The sequence below is a fragment of the Rhizobium sp. PL01 genome, from assembly GCF_033447125.1.
Classification (GTDB): Bacteria; Pseudomonadota; Alphaproteobacteria; order Rhizobiales; family Rhizobiaceae; genus Pararhizobium.
This window is the reverse complement of record NZ_JAWQUM010000013.1, coordinates 46,742-63,759: the sequence shown is the minus strand read 5'-3', so window position 1 is coordinate 63,759 and position 17,018 is coordinate 46,742. Positions and strand designations below refer to the sequence as shown.

Sequence of the window (17,018 nt, the reverse complement as noted above, 5' to 3'; positions counted from 1 at the left end):
GCTCAGTTCGCCTGTTTCTTGAGGAGAACAGCACTGACGCCAAGCAGTACGGGAATAGCAAGCAGCAGTGGAATATAAGAACTCGACAGCTCGACGAACCCGAGGCCCTTGGAAAAAGTACCACGCGAAATCGCCATGAAGTAAGTCGCCGGAAAGATCTTGCCGATAAAAGCACTGGCGCCTTGTAAAGATGAGACAGGGTCGATCATTCCCGAATATTGCACCGCAGGGAGAATTGTCAGGATGGCAGTGCCAAAAATCGCGGCAATCTGGGACTTCATGAATGTTGAAATCAGGAGGCCAATGCCCGTTGCGGCGATGACGTAGAGCAGGGCGCCGAGCGTGTATGCCAGCAGGCTTCCGGAAAATGGAACGCCGAAGCCGAACACCGCAAAGGCAGTGAGCAACACGAAGTTCAGCATAGCAAGGGCGATATACGGGAGCTGCTTGCCGAGGAGAAACTCCAGGCGCGTCACCGGCGTAACGTAGAAATTGACGATGGAGCCGAGTTCCTTTTCGCGCACGACACTCAGTGCCGTGAGCATCGCCGGGATGAGAAGCAGAAGTAGGGGAATGACGGCCGGCACCATCGCGACAAGGCTCTTGACGTCCGGATTGTAGCGAAACCGCGTCTCCAGTTGAAAGATGCCGGTGCCCGTTTGATCGCCTGACGTCCGCATCCTGTCGGCCAGCCAGTGGGCATGCATGCCTTGTACATATCCCTCCACGGTCTCAGCGCGCGCAGGCATAGCGCCGTCTATCCAGGCGCCGATTTCCACCGCCCGGCCGCGTGAGACGTCACGGCCGAAGCCAGGCGGGATTTCGATCGCAAGGCTTAACTCGCCGTTCCTCATCCGGCGGTCGAGATCCGCGTCATCTGTAATGGGTGGTCGTTCTTCGAAGTATCGCGAGCCCGCGATATCCAGCACATAGCTGCGGCTTGTCGTTGTCTGATCCTGATCGAGAACCGCAAACGACAGATTCTCGACATCGAGATTGATACCATAGCCGATCACGAACATCAGGATAACGCTCCCGAGGAGTGCCAGCGTCGCCCGGACGGGATCTCGCACCAGTTCCAGCGTCTCGCGACGGGTGTAACTGAACATCCGCCTGATGTCGAAAATCTGGCGGACGGGCCTGACATGGCCTGCAGCCTCGTTTTTCTTGATGCCTGCGCCTTTTTTTTCGCCATCAGTGGCAGATGCTCCGATAGCTTCTTCCAGAAACGAAATAAAAGCTTCTTCCAGCGTCGCTGTCCGACGCGCTGTCACGATCGCGGCCGGCGTATCGGTCACCAAAACTTTGCCGGCATGCATCATCGAAATGCGATCACACCGTTCCGCTTCATTCATGAAATGCGTGGAGATGAAAATCGTCACGTGGTCCTGACGCGACAGCTCGATCAGAATGTTCCAAAGCGTCTCGCGCGCAATCGGATCGACGCCCGACGTTGGCTCGTCGAGGATGAGAATTTCCGGCGCATGGATAAGCGCCACGGCAAGCGACAGGCGCTGGCGCACGCCGAGAGGCAGTTGGTCCGGCATAAGGTCCAAGACATTTGCGATGTCACACCTGCGTGCCATCTCGTCGATGCGCTTGTCGATATCGGCTGGCTTGAGCTGAAAAAGCCGGGCGTGCAGTTCGAGGTTTTGCTGCACTGTCAGCTCGGAATAAAGCGAAAAGCCCTGCGACATATAGCCGACGCGATAGCGCATCGCCATGTCGCTGGCATCGACTTGCTGACCAAACAATTTTGCGCTGCCCGCACTCGCAGGCAGCAGGCCGGTCAACATCTTCATCGTTGTCGTCTTGCCGCAGCCGTTCGAGCCAAGGAACCCAAAGATTTCCCCGCGGGCAATGCGGAAACTGACATTGTCGACGGCAATGAAGTCACCAAACCGTTTTGTCAGGCCTTCAGCCTCGATTGCGATATCCAGATCTTTGCTGGCAGCCAATGGCGGGATATTAATGGGCTTGTAGTTTCGGCGCCGGTCGCCCGGAAGCAGCGCTATGAATGCGGCGTCGAGTGACGCGGTGTCGGTTCTGGATAGCAGTTCGGCTGTCGTCCCTGTAGCGAGAACCCTGCCGGCATCCATTGCGATCAGCCAGTCAAATCTTGCCGCCTCTTCCATATAGGCGGTAGCGACCAGAACGCTCATGCCGCTTCGGCCTGTGCGAATGGTATCGATAAGCTCCCAGAATTGGCGGCGCGACAGGGGATCGACACCTGTCGTCGGCTCGTCCAGGATCAGAAGATCAGGATCATGAACCAGAGCGCAGCAAAGACCCAACTTTTGCTTCATGCCACCAGAAAGTTCGCCTGCAGGCCGGTCTTTGAATGATGTCAGTCCGGTGCTTTGAAGGAGTGCATCGATGCGGGCCTTGCGCTCTTCGGCACCTTGGCCGAAGACGCGGGCAAAGAAGTCGATGTTTTCAAAGACCGACAGCGTCGGATAGAGATTTTTACCGAGACCCTGAGGCATGTAGGCGATGCGTGGTCCGGCTTTCTGGCGATGCCCTGCATCCGACATATCTCCCGCGAAAACTTCGACGGTTCCGCTCTGAATGGCTCGGGCACCTGCAATCAGGGACAGTAGCGTGGACTTGCCGACGCCATCGGGTCCGATCAGTCCGACGATGGACCCGGGTCGGATATCCAGATCGATTTTTTCGATCGCGGGATTTTTGCCATAGGAAAGGCTCACATCTTGGAGACGGACAACGAGTGCTTTTGAATTTCCCTGGATAGCGTCATGGCCGATCATTTCGCAAGGTTCGCATCGAGAGAAACGGGCCACGGCATTTTCGGGTCAAGCCGGACATAAGCCATTCCCGGCAAACCGGTTTTGACCTGGGTAATGTATTTTTTTAGGAGGTCCGGGTCTATGCGGGCTCTGATCCGAAACATCAGTTTCTGGCGCTCCTCAGTCGTCTCTACGGTCTTCGGTGTAAATTGGGCGACGTCTGCGACGAAGGAAACTTTGGCGGGGATGACGAACTGGTTTGCAGCATCCAGAACCAACCGGACGTCCGATCCCATTGCCACACGTCCAGCCTCGTTGGTTGACAGGAAGAAGGTCATGTAGACATCCCCGAGATCGACGAGGTTGAGGACCCTTCCGCCGGCAGCCAGCACCTCGCCTGGTTGAGCAACCCGGTATTGAACGCGGCCGTCGCGCGGGGACTTCAAGGCGCTATCGTCGATATCTGCTTCGATGCGCTCGACCGTAGCGCTGGTCGCCTCGACGGTCGCCTGCGCATCGATCACCTGCGAATTTGCAGCACCGATTGCGGCTTGCGTCGCTGCAAGTTGCGCCTTGGCTGCGGCCACTGTCGCTGTCGCCGCATGCATCGTGGCGCGATCGTCATCCAGGATCTGTGCGGAGACCGTACCATTCGTAGCGAGTTGCGTGGAACGAGCGAGACGTCGGTTTGCGGCATCAAGCTCCGCGTCCCTTTGTGCGACGACCGCGATAGCCGCATCCTTTTCCGCCTCTCGCTGTACGACCTGACTACGCGCGGTATCGACCCCGATAACCGCGCGTCGCGACTGTGCTTCCGCTTCGCGGAGCTGTGCTTTAACCTGTAAGGTGTCCATGTTGGCGACAATCTGACCAACATGAACGAACTCACCCTCCTGAACGACAATATCCTGAATACGGCCAGCACTTCGCGTCGAGACATCAATCTCTACCGCCTCGATACGTCCATTTCCGCTGGCGATATTGTCAGGGAGTCCACTCGGCTTGAGCACATACCATGCGTATAGCGCAGCGCCTGCAAGAATGCAGACCGCAGCCGCAATCACCCATGGCCTTTTTATAGCTGCGATCATCAATCATTCCAGACGTTCAAAGAGAAAAGTTTGCAGATTTGCGCTTGGCATTTCGCTGCAGGAAATGCTGACGTTCGCCCTTCTCTCTGTAACATTTGACGGCGGCGCGCCGGCAGGCTCGGAATTTACTCACTGGATGTCATTCGGCCCAGCGTGGCGGCCTCCAGCACGAAGAATTCCGAATAGAGAGACAAAAGAAAGAAATAAAGCGGCGACTATCCAGAGATAGGCACCGATTGTACGATAGGCGATGACGCCGACGACGCCTCCGACCATGAATGATGAAACTGTGTAAAAGTGCAGCCGCAGTTTGTACCAGTTGTGAACCGGTTCGGTGGTTCTCGCCTTGCCCCGGAATGCATCGAATGCCAACGCGATTTCGATACCGATATCTGTAGCCATTCCAGAAATATGAGTCGTTCTGACCCTCGCATCCGATATGCGTGTGACGACGGCGTTTTGAAAACCCATCAAAAAGGCGAGGGCGAGTACCAGCACTGGAATTCGCCCAGCCGCTGTCATGAGCCAAAGGTCTGCACACCCGAGGATGCCCAGCAACATCGCTTCGAGAAGAATACTATAGGCGTAGATGCCATGTATACTTCTGCGTTTCCCAGCGTTCGTGACGAGCGTTGAGAACAATGCGCCGGCGACGAACGCCACGACGATTCCAAAGTAAAGTGATGCTGACAGCCATTCCCCAATCGCAATGTGATCCGAAAGCGTCGAGACGTTTCCTGTCATATTCGCGGAGAAAAAGCCGGCTACGTAAAAAACCGCTGCGTTTATCGCGCCAGCAACAGCAGCCAGACAAGCGGCAAGCCGTCGGTCCATATTTTCGTCGCGATCAGGTCCTTCTCGAACGAGCATACCCTCTGTCACCTATCTTGCCGTTGGGCACCGAAGAACAAAGTGCCAGCGCTTGTTACCGTGAGTTAACCCGGTTGTGGTGAGCCCCCCGCTTTTCGATGAGCCAGTGCGAAGTCTTGATCGCCCAGGGTTTTACCAGTTCTACCGCGATAAGGTATGTCACCACGATGCTAAAAATCATGATCAATGCCGGAGCAGACGGCGCTACGAAGCCGAACCATGTGCCAACGGGCGTGAAGGGTATGGCCATGGCAGCAAACAGAGCCAACAGAGCTGTTATCGTGAGCGTGACATGAGGCTTATCTTTCCAAGGTCTTCCATTGGTCCGGATGAGGAAAATCACCAGGATCTGAGTTGCCATTGATTCCAGAAACCAGGTGGTTTGAAACTCCTCAGGTGTAGCCCTCAGAATCCAAATCAGGCCTCCGAACGTCAGAAAATCGAACAGTGATGATAAGGGGCCCATGATCGCAGCGAAGCGTAACAGTCCTTTCATGTCCCAGATCTGCGGCCGGGCCACGCCTTCCGGACGGACGCTGTCGAATGGGATACCGATCTCCGAGAGATCGTAGAGAAGATTGTTGAGAAGGATTTGAACCGGGAGCATCGGCAGGAAGGGCAGGACGATCGCCGCAACCGCCATTGACAGCATGTTGCCGAAGTTCGAACTCGCCCCCATGCGGATGTATTTCAGGATGTTGGCGAAGGTTCTGCGACCTTCCTCGACGCCGTCGGCAATCACACCGAGATCGGAGGCTAAAAGGATCATATCGGCGGTGGCCTGGGCCACGCCCGTCGCCCCAGCGACGGAAAGTCCTATATCGGCGGTCCTGAGGGCGGGAGCATCATTGATCCCATCTCCAAGAAAGCCGACGATGCTGCCGCGCGCCTGCAGCGCCCTAACGATGCGCGATTTCTGATCGGGCGCGAGCCTGCCGAAGGAGTCGATGGACCTGACTTGGACAGTGAGTGCGTCGTCACTCATCTCGGCGATATCGGCGCCAGAGAGAACTGTTTCGGCGCGCAACCCGACAAGCCCCGCCAGATGCTTAACGACAACTGGGTCGTCGCCGGACAGGATCTTGAGCGTGATACCCGCTTTGGCAAGCCGGGCGATGGCGGCAGCAGCGGTCGCTTTCGGCGGATCGGCGAAAGCGCAGATGCCTTCGAAAACAAGATCCGTTTCGTCGGTCGTCTCGACGTTTCGGGCAGCACCCTGCCAGGGTCTCGATGCGACCACGATCGCCCTAAGTCCGCTCTCTGCAAGACTACGAATACGGACCATCGCCGCGGCGCGCGTCTCGTTCGTCGATGGAGCCGTTTCCCGACCAATGCGCTGCCTGCTGCACAGCTGCACAACCGCCTCCGGAGCGCCTTTCACAATTAGCAACCGGCCTTCGGGTCCATCGACGAGGACCGAACCGGAGCGCCGCGAGAAATCGAACGTATGGCGTCCGAGGAGTAACCATCCCGAAGCAGCTTCAGGCGTTCCCTCCATCAGCGCAGTGTCCAGCGACCCACGGTCACCACCCAGAAAAGCGCCGATGGCTGCAAGTCTTCCCGCGCGTGGATCGTCGCTGCCGCCGGGATCGAGGCTTTTGGCGAGCTTGATTTCAGCCGAGGTGAGCGTGCCGGTTTTGTCGGTACACAGAACCGACATCGCGCCCAGATCATGGATCGAGGCCAGTCGCTTGACGATAACCTTTCGCGACGCCATCCGCATGGCTCCGCGCGAAAGCGTCACTGTCGTGATCATGGGAAGCAGTTCGGGCGTGAGGCCCACCGCCAGTGCGACGGAAAACAGCAAGGAACCCAGAAGGGGTTCACCCAACAGAATCCTGGCGGTCAGGACAAGAACCACAAGCACGAGCGTCAGCCGCGCGACGACCAGCCCATATTGCCGCAGATCCCGCTGGAATGGAGACGGTGTTACATCCTGGGCAAGGCTCGCCGCAGCTTTTCCGAAGATGGTATTGGCTCCGGTTCCGACGACAAGTGCAATTGCCTCACCTGTTTGCGCAACGGAGCCTCTAAAGAGAGCGTTTGATGCCTCTCCCGCAGTGGTGCCGCTGACCGGCCCCAATCGCTTTTCGACAGGATACGGCTCCCCCGTCAGCGCAGCCTCGTTGGCGGTAAACGCTGCGGCTTCGATGATCAACCCGTCGCCGGGAATGATATCACCGGCACGCACCCGCACGATATCGCCAGGAACCACCTGTTCGACATCGACCTGTTCGAAAGCGCCGTTCCGTTTGACTTCCGCTTTCAGGGCGACCGATTTTCGAAGAACATCGGCAGCCTTTGCGGCGTGCCCCTCCTGAAAAGTGTCCAAACCGATCGAAACCGAAAGGATTGCGACGATGATCAGCCCGCCGATGATGTCTCCGGTCGCTATGGAGACTATGCCTGCTGCAAGAAGCATGAGGGAAAGCGGCTCCAGCAAACGCCGCAAGATATCCCGGAGTAGGCTGTCTGATTTGGCTTGAACGTCACTGTTTGCGCCGTATTGCGCCAGACGCCGCTTGGCCACAGCGGTCGTCAGGCCGTCCTTGTTGCATTGCAGGGACTGGAGAAGCTCAGGCTCAGGAAAGGTCCAAAATGGCAGTCGGGGAGATATTCCAGCAGCCGGCGCTACGACGGTTTCGACCATTGGTTTGTCCTTAGGATGGGGGCATTTCTGCCCGTCAAGCGCTCCAGCGCCAGTCGAGCACTTCCGGCATGTCCTCGCCATGCTCGCCGATATGGAGCTTGTGCCGTTCCATCGTCGCCCAGTACCGCGCTTGCTCATGCACGACCCGGTCGTGCAGGCGCGGAATGCGCTCGATCGCGTCGAGGGCGAGCTGATAGCGGTCGAGGTTGTTCAGCACCGTCATGTCGAACGGCGTGGTGGTGGTGCCCTCTTCCTTGTACCCCCGAACATGAATGTTGCGGTGATTGTTTCGCCGGTATGTCAGCTTGTGGATCAGCGCGGGATATCCGTGGAAGGCGAAGATGATCGGCTTGTCCGCCGTGAACAGCGCATCGAACTCGTGATCCTCGAGACCGTGCGGATGCTCCGTCTGCGGTTGCAGCACCATCAGATCCACCACGTTGACTACCCGGATGCGGATATCAGGGATGTAAGCGCGCAGCAGCGTCACGGCGGCCAGCGTTTCGAGGGTAGGCACATCGCCGGCGCAGGCCATGACAACGTCGGGCTCCTTGTCATCAGGGTTTCCCGCCCACTCCCAGATCCCCGCTCCCGTTGTACAGTGACGGACGGCGGCGTCGATATCCAGCCATTGCCATTCCGGTTGCTTGCCGGCAACGATTACATTGATATAGCCGCGACTACGCAGGCAATGGTCCGCGACGGTCAGCAGGCAATTCGCATCCGGCGGCAGATAGATGCGGGCGACACCGGCTTTCTTGTTGGCAATGTGATCGATGAAGCCCGGATCCTGGTGAGAAAATCCATTGTGGTCTTGCCGCCACACATGCGAGGTCAGCAGATAGTTCAGGGATGCGATCGGGCGACGCCACGGGATGTCCTTACAGACTTTCAACCACTTCGCGTGCTGGTTCACCATGGAATCGATGATGTGGATGAAAGCCTCGTAGCAGGAAAACAGCCCATGTCGGCCAGTCAGGAGATAACCTTCCAGCCATCCCTGGCAGAGATGTTCGCTGAGAACGTCCATGACGCGACCATCGGGACTGAGATCGATATCGACCTCCTCGATCGTTCCCATCCATTCCTTGCCCGCGATCTCGTAGACGGCGTCCAGCCGGTTGGATGCCGTTTCGTCAGGTCCGAAAATCCGGAAATTCTGCTTGGACAGGTTGAGCTTCATGATGTCGCGCAGGAAAGATCCAAGAACCCGCGTGGCTTCGGCCTCGACCGTTCCCGGCCCCGGCATCGCGACAGCATAGTCATGGAACGATGGCATCGACAAAGGCTGCATGAGTTCGCCACCATTGGCATGGGGGTTCGATCCCATGCGACGATGTCCGGTCGGGGCGAGCGACGACAGGTCCTCGAGGAGCTTCCCACGCTCGTCGAAGAGTTCTTCTGGACGGTAGCTTTTCATCCAGTCTTCGAGCTGTTTTAGATGTTCGGGCTTCTTGAAATTGGCAATCGGGACCTGATGCGCTCGCCACGTTCCCTCGACCGGATTGCCATCGACAAACTTCGGTCCCGTCCAACCCTTCGGCGTACGAAATACGATCATCGGCCAGCGCGGGCGCTCGATATTCATAGGGTCGGTTTGCTGGCGCGCAGCACTCTGGATTGCTTTGATCTTCTCAAGAGCCAGATCAAGCGTTGCCGCAAGGCTCTGGTGGACCAGATCCGGATCACTGCCCTCAACGAAGTGCGGTTCATATCCATAGCCTTCGAACAATGCCGTCAGTTCCGGCCGGCTGATGCGCGCCAAAATAGTGGGGTTCGCGATCTTGAAGCCGTTCAGATGAAGGATCGGGAGAACCGCGCCGTCGCGGGCCGGGTTGAGAAATTTGTTGGAGTGCCAGCTCGTGGCAAGCGCTCCGGTCTCTGCTTCGCCATCGCCGACGACGCAGCTGACGATCAGGTCCGGATTGTCGAAGGCCGCGCCATAGGCATGGGCTAACGAATAACCGAGTTCTCCGCCCTCATGGATGGAGCCGGGTGTTTCCGGTGAGACATGGCTAGGTATGCCATAGGGCCAGGAGAACTGCCGAAACAACCGGTGCAGGCCGTTCACACTCTGCTCGATTGCCGGGTAGCGTTCGGTATAGGAGCCTTCCAGATAGGTCTGCGCCACGACACCGGGACCGCCGTGACCAGGCCCCATGACGTATATCATGTTCAAATCATTCTCGACGATCAACCTGTTAAGGTGCACGTAGAGAAAATTGAGACCAGGCGTCGTGCCCCAATGCCCAAGCAGGCGGGACTTGACGTGATCCATCGTCAATGGGCGATCCAGCATCGGATTGTCTTTGAGATATATCTGCCCCACTGAGAGATAGTTCGCGGCGCGCCAGTAGGCATTCATCCGGCGAAGGAGGTCGGGGGATAGTGTTTCGGACATTCTTGGTCTCCGGGCGTAATGGCGCCTGTGAGACGCTTAAAAATGATCGGCGCGATTCTGTTTCGCTACACGGCGACAGACAAATAGGTCTGCAGCTTCAAAAGGCTGGGGCGTTCAGAAAGTTTGCCTGCCGCTGATCTGATCCACGACAATGCCGAAAAAGATGGGAGTAGCGACTGCTTGGGCGCTCTCGTCCGGCCGCAGATAGCCGGGTTCCCACCAAAGTTCTCGTTCCTGCAGCAGGTCCCACGCGTGAATGCGCTCGGTGTGGTGTTCCGGAGTATCCGGCAATTCCCGGAACTGGCCTTGCACAACCACACTCTTCCAAAGCCTATGATCGGAGCGTTCTTCCACTTGAATGCAGGCATGTGGGTTTGATCTCAGCCAGTCAATTTTTTGACCAGGCATCGAGAACGCATAAAGCTTCTCGATGCCGTAGGCGTAGTGGATAGGTACGATATAGGGAACGCCATCCCTGGAGCAGGCAAGATGCCCGACATGGCCCTTGGAAAGGCAATCCATGCATTCGTGGTCGGTCATTTCCCTGACGGGCATCGGTTGACTCCATGAAAGTGGTAGGAACAAAGGGGGGCAAGAGCTCTGCTCCTGGTTGTCGTCGGCAGGGCGCCTAGCGAAATATTTCTGAGCTCTGCATCTTAGCGCCCATAGTAAAACGTCCCGGCTGAGACGAGTAGGATCGGAAAATACCTATCGCGATCGCCACCGCTGTTCTGCTTGTACGTCGCATGGTCAAAAGCAAGCTCGGTGACAGCATACTCGCACCGGACTTTGAGTAGTTCCCGATCCTTTCGGGAAATCAGGCTGCGGCCTAGACCGTTCATCAACACCTATTTGCTGCCTACCCCGATGTGGCCTTATGCGGCAGCCAACTCAAGGAAACCCTTGATGAAGGTTTACGTCTAATCAGGTCCAAAAATGGCTCTTGAAGATCGGCCCATGCCGACGATTACAGATACGACGCACGCGATCGTTAAAGTCACAAGAACCACGATCTGCGGCACGAATCTGCGGCAATGCCAAGGTCGATATTTGAATGCCCTTGCAGTTACTGTCGACACAGAACACCGCGTCGGAGCAAGGCGCGTACCGTCGGATGTGGAGGGGAAGAGGGCGAGCCTGGTTGATAGCTGCCGAGCCTCTACAGTAAGACGCACAACTAAAATTCTGAGAAGCTGCGGCGTGCATGGACCCTGGCTCTTTATTTCAACGGGCGTCGGGCGGAGAGCGTTTAGCACGGCGTCCCGCGCTAACGCATCCCTGGAGACAGCATGAAAAATCCCTATGAAGTCCTGGGCGTAGCGCCCTCAGCCTCCGAAGACGAAATCCGCAAGGCATTTCGCGGATTGGCGAAGACCTGTCATCCGGATTTGAACCCGGGAAACAGACAGGCCGAAGAGCGTTTCAAAGAACTGTCACTCGCAAATGAAATCGTTTCCGATCCTGAAAAGCGCAAGCGGTTCGATGCCGGCGAAATTGACGCTTCGGGTGGCGAACGCCCCCGTCAGCAATATTACAAGAACTATGCCGGCGATCGTAGCAAAGCCGGCCATCCTTACGAGAACGCGTCAGGTTTTTCCGACTTTCCAGGAGCCGATGACATATTTGCCGATTTGTTCGGGCAGGGCACGCGTCAATCGCGTCGCACGTGGGAGCGATCTCAATTACAAGCTGACGATTGACTTTCTGGAGGCGGTGAACGGCGGAAAGAAACGCATTTCGCTACCTGACGGTGGCTCCCTCAATCTGACGATTCCGCCTGGCATGGAGGCCGGGAAGGTTTTGCGCCTGCGTGGCAAGGGCGCTCCAGCAGCGGGGACGGGGGTCACCGGCGATGCGCTTGTCGAGATCTCCGTGAGCACGCATCCCTATTTCGTCCGGCAGGGAAACGATATCCACATGACAATGCCGGTCACAATTTCAGAAGCTGCTTTAGGCGCGCGCATTAAAGTGCCGACGCCGTCCGGAAGCGTGTTGATGACGGTACCAAAGGGATCAAACGGCGGAACCGTGGTGCGTCTGAAGGGCAAGGGCGTTCCCAGTAAAGGCAACCCTGGGGATGAATTGATCTCTTTTCAGGTGATGCTGCCAACCACGGCCGATCCACAACTCGACTCCTTCCTTGCCGGCTGGACGCCAGGAACAGACTACAATCCGCGCAAGGACATGAACCTATGATCATCAACCGGCTGGAATTTATTCAACGCGTGCACATTGATCAAACGACGCTCGACGTGTGGCTTGGAGAGCAGTGGTTGCTCCCCAACAGAAGCTTGCCAGATTTGGAATTTTCGGAAATCGATCTAGCCCGGGCATCTTTCATTCTCGATCTGCAGCGAGACCTGGGCGTCAACGATGAAGGTGTCGGGATCATCCTTGATCTCGTCGATCAGATGCATGGGCTGCGTAAGGTTTTAAGCGCGGTTCTGCATTCCAGAGGTGAAAATGGTGCCTACTGAAGGATCTCATTGGCGTTCGTGACCTGGTATCTGCTCTGATTGCCACCTTTCGATGCATAGGTAAAATCCGACGCTTACGCCGCCAGCCCGCAAAGAATAGTGTGCTCTGACATGGAAATGGAAGCAGTTGCCAACGTAGCGCAAGCCGGCTTTCCCGGGTCGATCTGCCTGTTCCATGTCCGATAGAAGAGCACAATGGATACGCCTGGTACAGTGATTGCTGACTTTCCCGATCATGGCGCCGCAGAAACGGCCATCAAAAACTTAACGGTTGCTGCTACGAGACAAAGATTGATCCGCGTCTTCCGATGTTCATGTTGCCGCGATGGCATAAACGCCTCCTGAAAGCGGTTTACATCGGATGGCCACCTGATTGATAGAAACGGGTGACTGCGGCGCCGTTTGCCACGGCCATCATCGCCGACCTTAGCAGGTTCTTCGGCCAATCGTCTAAAGCGCACCATCTCCATCTGGGTACTTTCCGATGCTACCGGCCGGAGATTCTGGCTTCTATCGTTAGGAGGTCAACGGGACAGTATCGACGGCGCATGACGCCCCGCCTGCAGTGCCCTTGACCAGGGATGGTCAATCAACAACCGCGCAAGCAGTTCAGTGAATGCCATTTCTACATGTTGGAGAACACCATGCAGAACGACAATCAATTGCAGAAGGCCGTTACCGAGGAACTTTCCTGGGAGCCGAGCATCAAGGCTGCGCATATCGGCGTCACGGCGAAAAACGGTGTCGTTACGCTGAGCGGCCACGTCGATTCCTATATGGAAAAGCAAGCCGCAGAAAAGGCTGCCCGTCGCGTCAAGGGCGTAAAGGCGGTGGCCGAGGAGATCGAAGTGAAGCTCGCCTTCGATGCAAAGCGCACGGACGACGAAATCGCGGCGGCCGCGTTGAACCGTCTGGAATGGGACGTCGAAGTGCCCAATGACATTATTCGCATCAAGGTTGAAAAGGGCTGGGTCACATTGACCGGAGAAGTCGAATGGCACTTCCAACAGGTGGCTGCGGAACGCGATGTGCGTGCACTCCTAGGGGTCGTCGGTGTTTCCAACCAAACGAGCATCAAGCCGCGGGTCAACGAGAAGAACATCAGCGAAAACATCAGGCACGCGTTGCATCGGTCGTGGTTCGACGCCAAGACGATCAACGTGACGGCCAAGGGTGGCGAAGTTCACCTGACCGGTACTGCCGATTCTTGGTATGATCGCCAGCTCGCAGGATCCACCGCTTGGGCTGCTCCGGGCGCCACTGGCGTTCAGAATGACATCACCATCAACTAACAGAACAAATGCGGCCTCCCTCTAAGGGGGGCCGCACTCGCTTTCCCTCTCTTCCACTCCCCGCGCTCGTTCTGCTGCCTTCGCAGTTGTCTGATCTGCCGGGTGTGGGACCGTCGAGAGTTATCGCACGCGCCGGCACAAAGGAACTTCTCATGACCCAGTCCACCAACGTCCCGGCTTCAGATCCGTGCGCTGCTGCAATGCCCGGACACAGACCATCAAGGATGGCCTATCTGGTGGGCGGAGGCATTGCATCGCTTGCATCAGCAGTCTTTCTAATCCGTGATGGCGATCTGCTCGGCCATAATATCACAATTTTGGAAGAGCTCGACACGCTTGGCGGGAGCCTTGATGGTTCCGGTTCGCCCGACACGGGCTACGTCTTGCGCGGCGGGCGAATGCTTGAGAGCAAATATCTTTGCACATTCGATCTTTTCTCCTCGATCCCGGCGTTAGGCGGCGATGTGAGTGTCACAGAGGAAATCTTTGCCTGGAACAAGGCGATGAAGACCTCGTCCAAATCCCGGATTTTCAGGGATGGGCATCGGCTGACAGCGCCGGCGTTCGGCCTCAGTGAAAAACATATCCTCACGATCGAGCGCCTTGCGCTTGAGCCGGAGAGGCTGCTGGGGCGAAGCACGATTGCCGACGAGTTCGATGCGGATTTCTTCAAAACTGACTTCTGGTTCATGTGGTGCACGACTTTCGCCTTTCAGCCATGGCACAGTGCCGTGGAGTTCAAGCGCTATCTCGTTCGGTTTGCGCACATGGTGTCAGGCTTCCAACGCCTAGAAGGCATCATGCGCACACCGTTGAACCAGTATGATTCCATGGTCCGGCCACTGGTAAAGTGGCTTGAGCAGCGCGGTGTCAACTTTCAGGAGAAAACCCGGGTCACCGATTTGGATTTCGATGAGAAGAGCGTAAAACGCATTGTCTATGAATGCGACGGCGCGGCCGGAGAAATCGCGGTCCTGCCAAACGATCTCGTCATCGTCACAATGGGATCCATGACCGAAGGCTCCAGCCTTGGCGGCATGGACACAGCCCCGGTGCTGAACACCAAAGTTCATGGTGGGGCCTGGACGCTGTGGGAGAAGCTCGCGATCGATCGACCGGAATTCGGTCATCCCGGAGTGTTTTGCGATCACATCGAAGACTCGAAATGGGTTTCCTTCACAACGACACTGCAAGATCATGCGTTTCTCAATTTTGTTCGCGACCTCACGGGCAACGTTCCCGGAGAGGGTGGCCTGATCACCTTTTCGGATTCCGCCTGGCTCGCATCCATCGTCATCCCATCCCAGCCTCACTTCATCGGCCAGCCGAAGGATGTCAGCGTGTTCTGGGGCTATGGTCTTAAGGTAGACACGCCAGGCGATTTCGTGCGGAAACCAATGTCGGCTTGCACGGGACGCGAGATCATGGCCGAGATTATCGGGCATCTCCGGCTCAGCTCACACGGCGCCAGCCTGTTGAACGACGCAATCTGCATTCCGTGCATGATGCCGTTCATCACAAGTCAGTTCCTTCCGCGCGAAGCGCGAGACCGGCCGCAAATCATTCCAGGAGGATACACCAATCTCGCCTTCGCCGGGCAGTTCTGCGAACTCCCCGACGACGTCGTGTTCACAGTAGAATATTCCATCCGCTCTGCTCAAACCGCAGTCAACAGCATGCTTGGTCTGAAGCGCGAGGCACCGGCCGTCTACAAGGGCAAATTCGACCCGGCCGTCCTTTACGAGGCCTTCAAGGCGTTGCACGGGATTGCAGCGTAACCGGCAGCGTCCGTCCACCTGCGGCGGACATTTTCGCAACGGCAGAAATAGCTTTGGAGAAAGGCGCGGGATGTTCTTTTCATCCTCCATACCTAAGGTTAGCGGGAGCCTTCGCAAGCGCGGGCTATTCGGCTTTATTTGGAGCGTCAGCGGGTACCACCAGATCGGCGTCGCATTTCTTTCGCTTCTGCTTTTCGTTCTGGAAACAGCTCCTCTGGAGCTGCAACGACGCATCGTCAATATCGCGTCTCAAGGTGGCCCCTATCATGGGATAGCGGTCCTTGCACTCCTCTACGCTGTCACCAGCCTTAGCGCGGGTCTCGTGAAGCTTGTCTTGAACCTTTATCGCAGCTGGATCGGCGAATTCGCGACGAGTTGGCTCCGACTGCACATATTCGACGTAATCAAACGGTCAGGATCCAGTCCTCCGCGGGGTTTGAGGGAAGGCGTCCAGCTCTCGATAATCGTTGCGGAGGCGGAACCTATCGGAGGCTTTGTTGGCGACAGCATCTCCCAGCCGTTGCTACAGGCCGGAATCCTTGTTTCGGTTACCGGATATCTTTTGTACCTTCAGCCTACAATGACCCTGATCATTGCTTTAGTCTTCGTTCCGCAACTTGTTTTTGTTCCGCTCCTTCAGGGCGCGATCAATCGGCGCGTTGCCACGAAGACGGCAGTTATGCGCGACGTCAGCGAAGCGATCGTGGTTGCAGGCAGCGCCAGTGATGTGGATGGAAAACAGCACTCACGCATTGGGTCGATCTTTGCACTGAACATGGACATCTACAAAATCAAGTTCACGATGAATTTCCTCATGAACCTCTTCGTTCAGATGGGCCATATCGGTATTCTTGCCGTAGGCGCCTACTATGTAATCTCCGGAAAGACCGAAGTCGGAACGATTGTGGCCTTTGTTTCTGGGCTCGCCAAAATCAACGATCCATGGGGAGACCTGGTCGACTGGTATCGTGCCTTGAAGGTCACCGAGGTTAAATTCGATCTTGTTCGAACGGCAACGAGAGAAGAAATACCTTGACTGTGACGCTTCTCAGCCGTGAGCGGCCTTCGCGAGTAGGGCGGCTTCAATCGCCTTAGTCAAGGCGGAATCGAGGAATGGCTTCTGCAAAATGATGGCATCCGGGCCGACTTCCCCCTTCACCAGCCGGTCCCCAGTTGTGAAAATGTGAGGCACGAATCCGTCCTTCAAAATTCTGGCTACCGCAGCGATCCCGTTCCCCTCGATCAAATGTACGTCAACGATCATGAGGTCGGGCTTGAGCCGAGCAGCTGCCGCGACCGCCGCGGATTCAGTCGTTTCGATCGCGCTCACCTCATTGCCCATCTCTTCGAGGAGCTCTGCGAAATAAATGGAGATAAGGGGCTCGTCTTCCACGAGGATAATTCGAAGCTTCTTCATGACCTAAACGGCAGCTCGGAGGGGCGAAAGGGCCTGGATTTCATTAGGTGGCGCCGGTCGCGACGGCCTTACCAGAAGATATTCCAGAAATGACAGCTGCCGATCCATGCCGGTGGTGATGGTTGTAAACACGTCTGCCGTCACCGCATCGCCGATTGACGCCAGATGTCTGATGCCGTCACGTGTCGAATGTCCAAAAGCGGCAAGGCTGTGCGACAATGCCAGAGTGTGGTCGCTACCCCCGGCGATCATGATGTTGTAGTCAGGCAAGACGAGCGCGCTGCGACAAGCTTTG

General features: G+C 56.7%; 13 protein-coding genes. 6 read left to right on the top strand and 7 right to left on the bottom strand.

All coding sequences use genetic code 11. From position 1 onward, the window contains the following. Positions 1 to 2 precede the first annotated feature (2 nt). From rbbA to R6X40_RS25930, 6 genes are all read right to left on the bottom strand, one after another. On the bottom strand, positions 3 to 2,768 hold the full coding sequence (gene rbbA / locus R6X40_RS25955; protein ID WP_318417425.1) for a ribosome-associated ATPase/putative transporter RbbA: 2,766 nt from the start codon (positions 2,766 to 2,768) through the stop codon (positions 3 to 5). Beyond that, complete coding sequence (locus R6X40_RS25950) at positions 2,765 to 3,838, bottom strand: HlyD family secretion protein (RefSeq protein WP_318417423.1); 1,074 nt, start codon at positions 3,836 to 3,838, stop codon at positions 2,765 to 2,767. Before R6X40_RS25950 ends, rbbA begins: the two co-directional genes overlap by 4 nt. 129 nt (positions 3,839 to 3,967) lie before the next feature. Beyond that, a complete protein-coding gene (locus R6X40_RS25945) occupies positions 3,968 to 4,708 on the bottom strand; it encodes a YoaK family protein (RefSeq protein ID WP_318417422.1) in 741 nt (246 codons plus the stop codon). Positions 4,709 to 4,763: 55 nt separating this feature from the next. Then, the gene (mgtA, locus tag R6X40_RS25940; protein WP_318417421.1) at positions 4,764 to 7,358 is read right to left on the bottom strand and encodes a magnesium-translocating P-type ATPase; all 2,595 of its coding nucleotides are present in this window, start codon (positions 7,356 to 7,358) and stop codon (positions 4,764 to 4,766) included. A gap of 34 nt (positions 7,359 to 7,392) precedes the next feature. Continuing rightward, positions 7,393 to 9,759 (bottom strand): phosphoketolase family protein, encoded by a 2,367-nt coding sequence (locus R6X40_RS25935; protein ID WP_318417419.1) that lies wholly within the window; start codon positions 9,757 to 9,759, stop codon positions 7,393 to 7,395. Between the two features lie 114 nt (positions 9,760 to 9,873). After that, positions 9,874 to 10,314, bottom strand: coding sequence for a pyridoxamine 5'-phosphate oxidase family protein (locus tag R6X40_RS25930; RefSeq protein ID WP_318417417.1), 441 nt, complete (start codon positions 10,312 to 10,314; stop codon positions 9,874 to 9,876). 734 nt (positions 10,315 to 11,048) lie between these two features. On the opposite strand from R6X40_RS25930, the gene R6X40_RS25925 reads away from it, so the two are divergent. The 6 genes from R6X40_RS25925 to R6X40_RS25900 all read left to right on the top strand — a co-directional run bounded on the left by R6X40_RS25925 (position 11,049) and on the right by R6X40_RS25900 (position 16,342). After that, positions 11,049 to 11,459 carry a DnaJ domain-containing protein gene (locus R6X40_RS25925; protein ID WP_318417415.1) on the top strand — a complete coding sequence of 137 codons (411 nt, stop codon included), beginning with the start codon at positions 11,049 to 11,051 and terminating at the stop codon, positions 11,457 to 11,459. Then, positions 11,374 to 11,955 (top strand): J domain-containing protein, encoded by a 582-nt coding sequence (locus R6X40_RS25920; RefSeq protein ID WP_318417414.1) that lies wholly within the window; start codon positions 11,374 to 11,376, stop codon positions 11,953 to 11,955. The genes R6X40_RS25925 and R6X40_RS25920 overlap by 86 nt, the downstream gene beginning before the upstream one ends. Continuing rightward, positions 11,952 to 12,236: a chaperone modulator CbpM gene (locus R6X40_RS25915; RefSeq protein ID WP_318417412.1), complete on the top strand. Its 285-nt coding sequence runs from the start codon at positions 11,952 to 11,954 to the stop codon at positions 12,234 to 12,236. Before R6X40_RS25920 ends, R6X40_RS25915 begins: the two co-directional genes overlap by 4 nt. A gap of 644 nt (positions 12,237 to 12,880) precedes the next feature. After that, entirely contained in the window at positions 12,881 to 13,528 is a 648-nt protein-coding gene (locus tag R6X40_RS25910; protein WP_318417410.1) for a BON domain-containing protein, read from the top strand. A gap of 152 nt (positions 13,529 to 13,680) precedes the next feature. Further along, positions 13,681 to 15,306 carry an oleate hydratase gene (locus tag R6X40_RS25905; protein ID WP_318417408.1) on the top strand — a complete coding sequence of 542 codons (1,626 nt, stop codon included), beginning with the start codon at positions 13,681 to 13,683 and terminating at the stop codon, positions 15,304 to 15,306. A 70-nt stretch (positions 15,307 to 15,376) separates the two neighbouring features. Further along, positions 15,377 to 16,342 (top strand): ABC transporter transmembrane domain-containing protein, encoded by a 966-nt coding sequence (locus R6X40_RS25900; protein WP_318417407.1) that lies wholly within the window; start codon positions 15,377 to 15,379, stop codon positions 16,340 to 16,342. A 12-nt stretch (positions 16,343 to 16,354) separates the two neighbouring features. Here the strand turns inward: R6X40_RS25900 and R6X40_RS25895 are convergent, their stop codons facing one another. After that, on the bottom strand, positions 16,355 to 16,723 hold the full coding sequence (locus R6X40_RS25895; protein WP_318417405.1) for a response regulator: 369 nt from the start codon (positions 16,721 to 16,723) through the stop codon (positions 16,355 to 16,357). Positions 16,724 to 17,018: the final 295 nt, after the last annotated feature.